The sequence below is a fragment of the Nocardia carnea genome (assembly GCF_029869215.1).
Lineage (GTDB): Bacteria > Actinomycetota > Actinomycetes > Mycobacteriales > Mycobacteriaceae > Nocardia > Nocardia carnea_B.
The window spans coordinates 1-12,415 of the sequence record NZ_JARWPM010000349.1; the positions used below are offsets into that span (position 1 = coordinate 1).

At 69.1% G+C, this 12,415-nt stretch carries 10 protein-coding genes; 5 read left to right on the top strand and 5 right to left on the bottom strand.

From position 1 onward, the window contains the following. Nucleotides 1-359: 359 nt before the first annotated feature. From QH276_RS24320 to QH276_RS24330, 3 genes are all read right to left on the bottom strand, one after another. Nucleotides 360-1,142 carry an ABC transporter ATP-binding protein gene (locus tag QH276_RS24320; protein ID WP_280401357.1) on the bottom strand — a complete coding sequence of 261 codons (783 nt, stop codon included), beginning with the start codon at nt 1,140-1,142 and terminating at the stop codon, nt 360-362. Nucleotides 1,143-1,197: 55 nt separating this feature from the next. Then, a complete protein-coding gene (locus QH276_RS24325; protein WP_280401389.1) occupies nt 1,198-2,154 on the bottom strand; it encodes a FecCD family ABC transporter permease in 957 nt (318 codons plus the stop codon). A 98-nt stretch (nt 2,155-2,252) separates the two neighbouring features. Next, on the bottom strand, nt 2,253-3,281 hold the full coding sequence (locus QH276_RS24330; RefSeq protein WP_280401356.1) for an ABC transporter substrate-binding protein: 1,029 nt from the start codon (nt 3,279-3,281) through the stop codon (nt 2,253-2,255). A 289-nt stretch (nt 3,282-3,570) separates the two neighbouring features. On the opposite strand from QH276_RS24330, the gene QH276_RS24335 reads away from it, so the two are divergent. Further along, nucleotides 3,571-4,308: an SDR family NAD(P)-dependent oxidoreductase gene (locus tag QH276_RS24335; RefSeq protein WP_280401355.1), complete on the top strand. Its 738-nt coding sequence runs from the start codon at nt 3,571-3,573 to the stop codon at nt 4,306-4,308. 65 nt (nt 4,309-4,373) lie between these two features. On the opposite strand, the gene QH276_RS24340 is transcribed toward QH276_RS24335, so the two are convergent. Further along, the gene (locus QH276_RS24340; RefSeq protein WP_280401354.1) at nt 4,374-5,213 is read right to left on the bottom strand and encodes an aminoglycoside adenylyltransferase family protein; all 840 of its coding nucleotides are present in this window, start codon (nt 5,211-5,213) and stop codon (nt 4,374-4,376) included. A 420-nt stretch (nt 5,214-5,633) separates the two neighbouring features. On the opposite strand from QH276_RS24340, the gene QH276_RS24345 reads away from it, so the two are divergent. The 4 genes from QH276_RS24345 to QH276_RS24360 all read left to right on the top strand — a co-directional run bounded on the left by QH276_RS24345 (nt 5,634) and on the right by QH276_RS24360 (nt 10,086). After that, nucleotides 5,634-6,551, top strand: a complete 918-nt coding sequence (locus tag QH276_RS24345) for a patatin-like phospholipase family protein (protein ID WP_280401353.1) — start codon at nt 5,634-5,636, stop codon at nt 6,549-6,551. A gap of 93 nt (nt 6,552-6,644) precedes the next feature. After that, complete coding sequence (locus QH276_RS24350; RefSeq protein WP_280401352.1) at nt 6,645-7,445, top strand: class I SAM-dependent methyltransferase; 801 nt, start codon at nt 6,645-6,647, stop codon at nt 7,443-7,445. Between the two features lie 144 nt (nt 7,446-7,589). Next, nucleotides 7,590-8,948 carry a DoxX family protein gene (locus QH276_RS24355; RefSeq protein WP_280401351.1) on the top strand — a complete coding sequence of 453 codons (1,359 nt, stop codon included), beginning with the start codon at nt 7,590-7,592 and terminating at the stop codon, nt 8,946-8,948. Nucleotides 8,949-9,267: 319 nt separating this feature from the next. Then, the gene (locus QH276_RS24360) at nt 9,268-10,086 is read left to right on the top strand and encodes an SAM-dependent methyltransferase (RefSeq protein WP_280401350.1); all 819 of its coding nucleotides are present in this window, start codon (nt 9,268-9,270) and stop codon (nt 10,084-10,086) included. A gap of 73 nt (nt 10,087-10,159) precedes the next feature. On the opposite strand, the gene QH276_RS24365 is transcribed toward QH276_RS24360, so the two are convergent. Further along, a complete protein-coding gene (locus QH276_RS24365; RefSeq protein WP_280401349.1) occupies nt 10,160-11,740 on the bottom strand; it encodes an ATP-binding protein in 1,581 nt (526 codons plus the stop codon). Nucleotides 11,741-12,415 lie beyond the last annotated feature (675 nt).

The window sequence follows — 12,415 nt, forward strand, 5'->3', positions numbered from 1 at the left end:
CCCCCCCCGCGGCCGCCGCCTCGCGGGGGGCGCCGCCCCCCCCTCCCCCCCCCCCCCGCGGGGCGGCGGGGCGGGGCCCGGCGGCGCCCCCCCCCCCCCCCCCCGGGCCCCCCCCGGGGCAGCGACTGCGCATTGCCGCACCGCCGGCCCGGCCACGCGCAGCGAAACGGCTCGGCTACTGCCTCACCGACGCGTTGCGCCGGACTGCTCGGTGTCCCGGCGAGCCGACCCGGCCGCGCCGGTCTGTGGCGGGAAGTCTCGCCGGATCGGGTTCCCGCCCGGTTCCGGAGCGCGCCGCGGCCGGCCGCCCCGACGCCGTCGGCCGGCAGACGTACCGGTGCTGTGGACCGGAGGCGCCGTCAGCTCCGAATAGGCAGTGCGCCCGGCGCCGGGCGGCGGTAGCGGATGGCCGGGATGCCGTCCTCGACGGTGATGTCGGCGTGCACACCGTAGACGGTGTGCACGAGTTCGGCGGTCAGGGTGCCGGCCGGGGTGCCGTGCGCCGCGACGCGGCCGTGGTCGAGGACCAGGACGTAATCGCAGAACATGGCGGCCAGGTTGAGGTCGTGCAGGGCGACCACCGTGGTGATCGGCAGCCGGGTGATCAGATCCAGGATCTCGAGCTGATGGGCGATATCGAGGTGATTGGTGGGTTCGTCGAGCAGGAGTTCGGTGGGCTCCTGGGCGAGCGCGCGGGCGATCTGGGCGCGCTGCCGTTCGCCGCCGGACAGCGTATGCCAGGTGCGGTGCGCGTGCCCGGTGAGTCCGGTGGCCCGCAGGGCCCGTTCGACGGCCTGTTCCTCCTGTGAATCGGTGCCGAACATATCGCGGTGCGGGATCCGGCCGAGGCGGACGATATCGCGGACCGTGATATCCACCTCGGTATGGGCGTGCTGGCTCACCATCGCGACCCGCCGGGCCAGCGGTCGCCGGCCCAGGCGGTGCAGGGGCATGCCGTCGAGGGTGACGGAACCGCGGTCGGGTCGCGAGACGCCGGCGAGCAGCCGCAGCAGTGAGGATTTACCGGACCCGTTCGGCCCGAGCAGGCCGACCGTCCGGCCCGGCGCCGGCCGGATATCGATATCGTCGACGACCAGATTGCCGCCGCGGGACCAGGACAGGTGTGTGCCGCTCAGCGTCATACCGCCCCCTGTCTCGTGGGTCCGGCCGGACGGAGTGCCGGGGTCGCTCGCCGGGTCATGCGGTACTCCGGGTCCGGAACAGCAGCAGCGCGAACGCGGGTACCCCGATCAACGCCGTCACCACGCCGACCGGCACCTCCTGCGGCGCGAAGACGGTGCGCGCGAGCGCGTCGACCCACACCAGCAGGATCGCGCCGAGCACGGCGCCGACCGGAAGCAGCCTGGCGTGCCGCGGCCCCACCAGGAAACGGGCGGCGTGCGGGAGTACCAGGCCGACGAAACCGATCGCCCCGGCCGCGCTGACCAGCACCGCCGTCATCAGGGCGGTGACCACCAGCAGCAGCAGCCGGGTCCGGCCGACAGCGATCCCGAGGGTCGCCGCCGCCGACGATCCGAAGGTGAACGCGTCGAGCGCGGAATGCCGCCACCAGCACAGCGCGAACCCGGCGGCGCAGACGAGCGCGGCGACCGAGACATCGGTCCAGGTCGCCCCCGCCAGCGAGCCGAGCAGCCAGAACAGGATGCCCCGGGTGCGTTCGGCGTCGGCCGAGGACAGCACGATGAACGAGGTGAGCGCCGAGAACAGCTGGGTGCCCGCGACCCCCGCGAGCACCACTTTGGCGGCGCCCCCGCCCGCCCCCGCTGCCAATAACAGCACCAGCCCGAACGAGACCAGCGCGCCGATCAGCGCACCGGTGGACAGCGAGACCAGCCCGCCGCCCACACCGAGAACCGCCACCACCACCGCGCCGGTCGAGGCACCCGAGGAAATACCGAGCACGAACGGGTCCGCGAGCGGATTGCGCAGCAACGACTGCATGATCACGCCGCAGACGGCCAGCCCGGCACCACAGATCGCGGCGAGTAGCGTCCGCGGCAGCCGCAGTTCCCAGACGATGCCTTCCCGAATCGCCGGCACCGCGGAGCCGCCGATACCGAATTTCTCGAACACCACACCGTAGACATCGCCGAGGGAGAGGTCCGCGGGACCGATCGTGATCGTGAACGCCATCGAGGCGGCGAGTACGGCCAGCCCGCACAACACCAGCACGGCCGTCGCGGGCGCGCGTGTGATCGGGGCTGCCGGGGGAGCGGGCGTCTGTTGCGGACTCACGAACCGTAGCCCCACCGCTCCAGGGCGTCGGCGACCTTCTCGATACCGTCGACCGTACGGATCGACGGGTTCAGAGCAGCGCCGTTCACGACGATGTAGCGTTTGTTCCGGACCGCGCTCAGCCGCGCGGTGACCGGATTCGATTCGAGGAACGAGATCTTGCTGTCGAGTGCGTCACCGGCGAGGCTGCGCCGGCTCAGATCGGCCAGGACGAGGGCGGCCGGGTCGCGGTCGAGCACGGTTTCCCAGCTCACCTGCGGCCACTCGTTGGTGGTGTCGTCGAAAACGTTCTTCGCGCCGACCGCGTCGGTGATGATTCCCGACGATCCGCAGCATCCGGCCACGTAGGGTGTGGAGGTGTCGGCGAACCAGTAGGCGAGCGATACCTCCCCGGCCGCGATCCGGCCGGCTGCGGCGGCATAGCGGGTCTGCAGGTCGGTGACCAGTTGCTCCCCGCGCTCCCGGATATCGAAGATCGCCGCCAGCTCACGGACCTCCCGATACACCGAATCCATGGTCAGCGGTTCGGTGCGGGCGCCGTCGGCATTGACGCTGATATCGGTTTTGCCGTCGCAGTCGGTGGGTGACAGGTAGGACGGCACGCCGAGCCGGGCGAACTGTTCGCGCTCCGCGACACCGCCGGGCCCGAGTGTTCCGCCGAAGGACGCGGCCACGAAATCGGGTTCGGTATCCAGCACCACCTCGAACGACGGCTTGTTGTCGGCCAGCCGCGGGACGCGCGCGTTCTCGGCGGCGAGATTCGCCCGCACCGGATCGGTCCAGGTGGCGGTGCCCACCATCCGGTCGGCCAGACCGAGCGAGAGCATGATCTCCGCGACCCCCTGGTTCAGTGCGACAGCCCGCTGCGGCGGTGCTGCCACCGTGACCTCCATCCCGCAGTTGGCGATCTTCAGCGGATAACCGGCGGCCGCGGTCCCGGAGCCGGTCTCGGCTTCGGTGGCCGAGCATCCCGCGAGCGCCGCGGCGGTCAGGGCAGTAGCGATGATCAGCGGGAAAGACCGCATCAGGACAAGGACTCCTTGCGTCTGGGCCTGTGCGCGAGGCCGGCGTCGGTGCGGCGCGTGAGCGATCGGACTCCACCCGCACGGGTGTCACCGTTGCGCGCCAGTCCCGGACTCCCACCGGGTTCCCTCACCACGCCGCGGGCCGCACTGCGGCCGAGGTCATGCTATCCGACGCGCTCTCGGCTCACCGCTGTGGTGGGAGACGAACGCGATGGCGATTTCCTGCCAGCGTGCGGGTGCCGGATCGCGTTTGCTCGAAGTGCACGAGCAAATGCGAAAGGATTTCGAGATGGCTGAGAACATCGTCGTGGTCACCGGGGCTAGCCGCGGAATCGGCCGGGCGACCGCCACCGCCTTCGCCCGTAAGGGCTATCGGGTGGTGGTGACCGGCCGCCGGGCGGAGGCGGTGGACGGCGTGGTGCGGGAATTGCTCGCCGAGGGGCTGCTCGCCGAGGGAGAACTGCTGGATGTGTGTTCGGTGGACAGCGCCCGCTGCCTGGCCGAAACGCTGGGTGAACGGCACGATCACATCGACGTGCTGGTGAACAATGCCGGGATACTGCCGGAGGCCACGGCTTCCGGAGCGGTGAACTTCGCCCACCCGGGTGCGTTCGCGGAGACGCTGATGACCAACACCTTCGGCCCCGCCAATGTGATCGAAGCACTGCTGCCGCTGGTCCGGCGGGCTCCGGCCGGGCATATCGTCAACGTGTCCACCGAAATGGGCTCACTCACCGAGCAGCGCAACCCGGAGTCGGCCTACTACTCCATGGTGGTGCCGGGATATCAGGCGTCGAAGGCGGCGCTGAACAGTCTCACGGTGGGTTTGGCGAAAATGCTCGCCGATACCCCGGTGCGGGTGACCTCGGTCTGCCCGGGCTTCGTCGCCACCGAACTGGCCCCGGCCGCCGCGGATGCGCCGACCACGCCGGACGACGCCGCACGGATCATTCTGTCCGCCGCGGAATCCACCGACCCGGGTACGAACGGTGCGTTCGTCGGCGCCTCCGGGCCGATCGCCTGGTAGCCGGCGGGCGATCGGGTCTCCGCCGCGGGTGACGCACCGCTGCGCGACCGAATGCGTTGCCCTCATCAGCGGTGTTCCGGCTGCCCGTCCCGTGCTGCCGGTCGCCGCGCCGCGAAATATCCCCGAGCGGCGCAGGCGACCGCGATCCGTTCGCCGGCATACCGCAGGAAGGAATTCAGTTCGGCTCGGCGATCGGCCCACGAGTCGGCGACTTCCCCGAGGTAGCCGGCTCGGGCCAGCCGCAGTACCGCCGCGTGCTCGGCGGGTAACCGGGGCAGGACAGCCGCGGCGGCCTCGGCCTTGGACACCACGGCGCCGGTCTCGGCGGTCACCCACATCCGGGCCAGGGTCAAGACGGCATTGCGTTCGTCACCGTCCGCACCGGCGATCAGGTCCGGCAGCCCGGCGGTGACAGCGCGAAGCACATCGCCCGCCGGCACCGGGTCCAGAATCCGGGCGGCGGGCGGCCCGGCCAGTGTCATCGCGCAATCGCGCGCCATGGTGACCAGAATCGTGAGATCGGGGTCTTCGGCGGGTGCGGCCAGGTCACCACGCTCGAACTCCGGCCGCAGCCATTCGCCGTAGACGAAATCCGAACGCGGCGGGTAGCGCCACGGCACCAGATCGCCGCGGACGACCACGGTCAACTCCACCGGTCGCGCCGGACCGGACCGCGGCCAGCGGCCGGAGACGCGCAACAGCGAATCGGCCAGAGATTTTCGTACCTCGTCGCCGAGACTCCGCTCGACCACAGCGAGCAGATCGATATCGCTGTCGTGGTGCCACCCACCGGTCACCGCCGAACCGTAGAGGTAGAGACCGAGCAGATTCTTGTCCAGTGCGTGCTCGGTCACCCGGACGGCGGGGGCGATGTCGGTGCCGAGGTCCGGAACTCGCATCTCCATGGGGTTCACCATAGAACCGTGCGCACTGGGCGTCCGGCACAAGAAAAGTTCGGTAGTTCGGGCATTCAGCACAATGTGAGCACAGCGGGCGAGAGGGGCTCGGTGAACGTCGGGTGAATTTCTCCCTCGCGCGGGTGTGGTGATATGAGGCATCCGGCGGCCGATTCCCTTGCCCGGCGGCCCGCGGTGCCCGATACCGGCCGGGCCGGCCGAAACCGGAATTTCCGCTGGTCTGCAGGTGCGTTCCGCGTGGTGGCCGGCCTGGTTCGCCCCACGCGCGGCCATCCGGACGCCGAGGTATCCGAGGCTCCGTGCCCCCCGCGCGTGGTTCCCATCGGTGGCGAACAGCCGCCTCGGGCGCTCGTAGGTTTCCGGCACGGGCGCCGGTGGGTCGCCCGGTGATTCGGAAGGAGCCGATCCGTGGCCGGAAATCGCGCCGTAGTACGGATATTGGTAGGCGTCGCCGGACGCAGTCTGGCCGTGATGGCCGGGATGGTCGCCGGGGTGGCAGACGTGCTCGACCGCCGCCTGGGCGAGGACCGCTGGCAGGCCGTCGCCTTGGGGGTGAGCGGCGGTGCGATCGCAGCGGTGGCCGCGGCCACCGGCATGGGCCGGGACGAGTTACGGCAGATCGCGGTGCAGTACCCGGACGACCTGGTGCTCGGTGCGCCGCACTATGCCTCGATGCTGCGTCGTCGCGTGTTGTACCCACGGTCTCGCGTGCGGGAATTGGCGCGCGCAATCGCCGGCGACCGGACGTTCGCGGATTTCGCGCTGCCGCAGGGAGGTTCCGCGTTGCTGATCCCCGTTTTCTCGGCCCGGCACGGGAACCTGCTGCTACCCCGGGATCTGCCCGAACTGGGGCTGACCGATATGCCGGTGGCGGATGCCCTCGTCGCGGCAACTCGTATTCCCGGCGCCCTTCCCGCCGCCGTCGGTCACCCCGGCCTCTTCGACGGTGGCTGCGAATACCGGGTACCGCACGAGATATTCGATCCGCACCCGTCGGTGATCCTCGACCTGTACGGGCCGGAACCGCACGACAGCCGCGGGGGACTGCTGTTCCCGCTGCTGGCGTCCGGCCTGCCGATGATCCGGCACCGCCCGCGGCCGTACCGGAACGCGCGGGTGCGGGAACGAACGATTTTCGCCGGGATGCCCTACGGCGCGGCGCTGGGTAAACCGACCGCCCCACCCGGAGACCTGTTCGATCGCGGATACGATCTTGCCGCGCAATGGGTCGCCGATCGCACACCGGAGCAGATCCGCGCACTGGTCTGCGAGGTTCCGGACGGCCCCGGCGCATCACGCGCCTCATCGGCGGCCGGCACGGCCTGACTCCGGCTCGAACCGATCTGTGGCCGTGTCGTGCCCGGGGCCGGTTCCCCGAAGCCATGGCCGATACTATTGAAAACCATTATCTTTATGGGTATGTCCACCAACGACCGCTCCACGCGGGCTTTCGACAGCGCCGCCGCCGATTTCGACCGCCTGGGCGAATATCTGTGGGAGCCGATAGCCGCCGCCACCGTCGCGCGTACGGCCCCGGCCCCTGGCGAACGGGTGCTCGACGCGTGCTGCGGTACCGGCGCGTCGGCGCTGCCCACCGCGGAACGCGTCGGGCCGGCCGGCCTCGTCGATGCCGTGGATTTGTCCGAAGGCCTGATCGATGTCCTGCGCCGGCGGGCAGCCGGCCGGCCCCAGTTGCACCCGCATGTCGGTGATGCCACCGCGTGGCCGCACGACGGCTACGACGTGGTCCAAGCCGTGCTCGGAATCTTCTTCTTCCCCGATATGACCACCGGAACCGACCACCTGATCGGCCGGGCCCGGCCCGGCGGGCGGGCCGGCTTCACGATCTGGCGGCGCGGCGCGATCGAAACCGCGGGTAAGCATCTCGCGTCGTCGGTCGCCGCGGTCACCGGCACCACCCCGCCGCCTCCGCGCCCACCGCATCTCGTCGATCAGCTCAACCTGCCGGACGCTTTCCGCACCTGGCTGGGCGAACGGGGTCTCACCGACGTCACCGTCACCGAGCACGAACTCCGGCTGGCGCTGACACCGGAAATCGCCTGGCTGCTCGTCACCGGTTCCGGCTACGCCGGAGCCGTCGCAGGCCTCGACGAGGCGCAGGCCGCCGCGGTCCGCGATACCTACCTCGCCTCGCTCGACGCCGCCGGAATACAGGAACTCGACGCCACCACCCTGATCGGTGTGGGAACCCGGACCTAGCGCGGGGCACATCGTGCCTTCGGAGGATGCGGGATCGGGGTTGTCACGGAGGCGCCCGCGGCCTGCTCTGGCCTAGGTTCGACGATGAGCCTGTGCGGCAGGCCGTAGTCCCGGTGGTGGGTAGGGCAGTGAGGGTGGTTCGGTATGAGTGCGATCGACACAGCAGGCGCCGGAACCGGCACGAGCCCCGCCGGACCCGCCTCGGACGCGGCGCCGGCCCGCTGGTCGTGGATCGCGCGGGTGGGGTTCCGCTTCGGTGTGGTCTACACGGTTCTGTTCTGCGTACTGATCGGGCAGATCCTCTTCGTGTTCGCCGCGGCATTGAGCGAATGGCTTCCCGATGATGCGCCGATCTGGCCACTGCTGCAGGTCGCGCCCGTACTGGAGTGGGTCGGGCGGACGGTATTCGGTGCTGAGGCGGTATTCCGGCAGAACTCCGGCAGCGGTGATCAGGCCGCCATCTGGGTGATGCTGTTCTGTATCGCGGTGGTGGCCGGCGCGGTGACGCTCGTCTGGTCGGTACTCGACCGCCGCCGCGCCGCCTATCCGCGCTGCGCCGCCTGGTTCCTGACCGGGCTGCGATTCTGCCTCGCCGGGCAGATGCTGTTCTACGGTATCGCCAAGGCACTACCGACCCAGATGCCGCCACCACCCCTCTCGGCCCTGATCCAGCCCTACGGGCAACTCTCGCCGATGTCCGTGCTGTGGTTACAGGTCGGCAGTTCGCCGGTGTACGAAATCCTGCTCGGTGTCGCGGAACTCGCGGCCGGACTACTGCTGCTGCTACCGCGCACGGCCACACTGGGCGCGATGCTGAGCGTGGTGAGCATGGCGCAGGTCTTCGTGCTGAACATGACCTTCGACGTGCCGGTCAAAATCCTGTCCTTCCACCTGCTGGTGTTCTCATTGCTCCTGCTCGCCCCACAGGCTCGCCGCTTCGCCGACTTCTTCCTGCTGGCCCGCCGCGCCGACCCCGCGGTCCAGCCGGCGCTGTTCGGCACGGCCCGGGCGAACCGATTCGCACTGTGGGCGCAGGCGGCGATCGGTATCTGGCTGGTGGCGGGGTCGGTGGTGATCGGCTGGACCAGCTGGCACGAATACGGCGGCGGTGCACCGAAACCCGAACTCTACGGCTTGTGGGAGGTCACCGAGTTCCGCGTCGACGGGCGACCGGTACCACCGCTGCTGACCGACGAAACCCGCTGGCAGCGCCTCGTACTCGAATACGACGGCCTGGCGACCATTCAGGCAATGGACGGCCGATTGCTGGACGCCCCGGCGCAACTGGACCCGGCCGCCCGGACCCTCACCGTCGCCACCGCGCCCGGGACGGAAGAGGCGACCACGTTCACCTATGCGCGACCCGACCCGGAACACCTGCACCTGGAAGGGATACTCGACGGCCGGCCGACCCGGGTCGAATTGAGTGCGGTCGATCCCGGAACCTTCCCGCTGAACCATGACCGATTCCACTGGGTACAGGACTTCCCAGACCTCGGATGAACAACTCCCGGGTGCGTGGCGATATAGCCGCATTCGGCCGTCGCCGGAGCCTCCCCGCGTTCCCAAGCCACCACCGGTTCCGCAATCCCCGGCTTCGGCTGACCTTATCTCCTCCGCGGAGAGGCCGTACCGGCGGCCGGTGCCGTGGCCTTGCCCCTGCTCGGTTGCCGCGGAACTCGGCGGACGGTGTGCGCGAGGTCTCGAAAAAGCTTGCTGTCCGTCCTATTTCGGTTACCGTGCGGTCACGGACCTGTGGCTCACCGGCTTTGGTGTGACTATGCTGGCGGCCGCTATTGCTCGGTGTGATGAGAGGTTGTCGATGGGCCCCGAAGATATCGGACGATCCGAGATCGACCTGTACGACGACGGTCAGCCGACGGCCGCGCGCGTATACGACGTGATGCTGAACGGCAAGGACAACTACCGGATCGACCGCCAGGTGGCGGAGGCGAGTCTCGCCGTCATGCCGGAGCTGAAAGAGATCGCGCTGCACAACCGTGCGATCCTGCACCGGGTGGTGCGTCATCTCGCCGCGGACAAGGGGATCACTCAGTTTCTCGATCTCGGATCCGGTCTGCCGACTGCGCGCAATACGCATGAGGTTGCCCAGGAGGCGAATCCGGACGCGAAGGTCGTCTATGTCGATATCGATCCGATCGTCCTCGCCTACGGGCGTGTCCATCTGGAAACCAACCCCAATACCCGCGTGGTGACCGCGGATATCCGCAAGCCCGAGGAGGTACTCGGGCATCCGGATGTGCGGGAGCTGATCGACTTCGGCAAGCCGGTGTGTGTGATGCTCGTCGGGATTCTGCACCACCTGCTCGACGAGGAGGATCCGAAGGGGATCGTCGCAACGTTACGTGCCGCGGTCCCGCCGGGTTCCTATTTCTTCATCACCAACTTCACCCGGCTCAGCGATTCCCGGGAAAGCGCGGAGCTCGAAGAGGTGCTGTTGTCGCAGCTGGGTACCGGCCGCGTACGTACGCCCGCGGAGCTGGCGGAGTACTTCGACGGGCTGGAAATCCTCCCACCGGGTATCGTGCCGCTGCCGCTGTGGCGGCCGGACGAGATCGTCACCGACGCCACCACCATCGGTGTGCGCTTCATGACAGGTGGTGTCGGGCTCAAGCAGTGAGCCGGGGCGGGTGCGTCACCGTTCGCCCTGGTCGGAATCGGGAATGCCCCGACCGGCTCGGCGAGGCGTGTCGTCAGGCTCGGAGAAGGGTGAGGGTGCGGCCGGCCGGAGATGTTGTTTCGCTGAACCGGGTGCGTTCGGTGATCGGGGCGGCTTCCTTGCGCCGGTCGAAGATTACGAGGATGCCGGTGGGTAGGTCGATGCGGTCGAGGTAGCTGTCGAGTTGGGCCAGCCCTTGTTCGAGGGGATCCTTCTGTTTGTCCGCCCAGACCTTCAGTTCGAAGGCTTCGCGTTGTTCGGCGCGGTGGCCGGTGTCGTCGGTGTAGGGCTGACGGATGAGTAGGTCGATGCGGCCGCGGCCGACGCCGTATTCGCGGTCGATATAGCCGCCGCCGTTGACGATGCGGTGCAGGAAGGCCATGAGAACGAGTTGCGGGGCGACTTCGTGGTAGCGCTGGTCGCCGGCCAGGATTTCGCCGTGTAGTTTCCAGAAGGCGGCGAATTCGGTGAGGAGGCGGGGGATGTCGAGGCGGCCGTCGGGGAGCCGGAACTGGTGGGGTTCGGCGGTGATGTTCTCCTCGATACCCGAACCGAGTACCCGGACGATGACCTCGTTGTAGATCGGATTCGCTATGCGCACCGGTTTCGTCCGGGCGACGAGACCGAGATCGCGGGCATAGGAGACCGCGTCGTTGAACTCCAGATCGCTGTCCACATTCTGCCCGGCGATGAGGGGTTCGATCACCCGGCGTACCCGGCGTTCGGTGAGTTTGTCGACCAGGGAATCCAAGTGGGTGGCACGGGCGACGATCAGCCGTTCTTTGGCCTGGTCGATATGGTCGTCGGTGATGGTGGACTCGATCCGCATCTCATCGATCACCTCGGCGGCCAGGGCGTTCACGAGCCACGGCTGGCCCTGTGTGTAGTGGTAGGCCAGGTCGAGGGCGGGGGGACTGAATTCCTGGCCGGTTTCCACTGTGTGCTGGGAATAGAGCGAAATCACTTCGTCGCGGGTGAAATCACCCAGTCGCACGGACTTGACCTTGATATTGAACGGGCTCGCGCTGCCGAGCCGATTCGGATCACCCCCGGACGCGGCTTTGTACTCGCGGACATCACGCAGTCCACAGAGGGCGATGGAGTGTACGAATCCGTTCCGGTCGGTGGTGTAGCCATCGCGAAGTTGCCGGAGGATGTTGATCAGGGCATCGTCGCGCAGGGAGTCGATTTCATCGAAGAAGAGGACCAGCGGGCGCGGGCATTGCACGACCCAGGCAGCCAGGCCGGCCGACAGTGCGGTACCGAGTGGGGCGTCGGGCCACGGGTTGGGGGGCATCAGGTCGGGTGGGAGGTGGGCGGCCAGCCCGGCGGCGTGGATCCGGCCGAGAAGAGCTTGCTCGGTGGCACCGACGTCCTGGGCGAAGGTACTCGCGGCTTCGCAGGAGAAATGCAGGGCGAGGTAGGTTCCTTCGGCGGTGAGCTGACGGGCCAGATCGGCGAGGCTGGTGGTTTTACCGGTTTGCCGGGGTGCGTGCAGTACGAAGTATTGGCCGCGGTCGATCATCCGGCGGGCATCGGGTAGGCGCTCGAGAGCGGGCAGCATGTAGTGCATCTGCGGGTAGCACGGCCCGGCAGTGTTGAAATACTTGCCCATGATCCTCCCCGAACTCGTCCCCGGCCGCTCGATACGGCCTTGTTGCCGTGAGCCTACTGCGTGCCGCCGACACCGTACCGGACGTGGTCCCCGGGCTGTTCGTGAACGTATGGACCGGCTACACCGGGCTGTGCAGAGGCGTGCCCGTGGCGGTTCAGGGCTGCGGGGGGATGACTCCCGGCTGGTCGGGCGCGCGTTGACCGGGCACCGGGCCGGTGATGCCCGGCTGGCCGGCCGGGTCGGACAGGGGGACTCCGGCCGGGTTCGGCGCAGGCCCGGCCGCGGCCGGTGGGTGCCCGTGTGCCGGGGGTTCGACGGGTTCCGGTGATTCCGGCGGTGAGGGAGCTGCCGGCGGTGCGGGCGGGGGGTCCGATTGTTCGGTCGGGCGCGGCGGTTGTGGTTCGGTCCGCTCGGATTCCGGTGCCGGACGTTCCGCGGTGTCCGGATTGCCCTGAGGTGGAGCTGTTTCCGGCGCGGGTGCCTGCGGAGTGGGCGGGGATGCGGGAATCGTGCCGGGTTGATCGGGCGGGGCGGGACAAAGCGGGTACGCAGCCCCCCCCCGGGGAGGCGGGTGCGGAATACGTGCGGGGGCGCCCCAGGGGGGGGCCCCGCGGGCGGGCCCCCGGCGCCCCGGCCGGACTCGGCGTGGGCCCGGCGTGACCGGAATGGACCTGC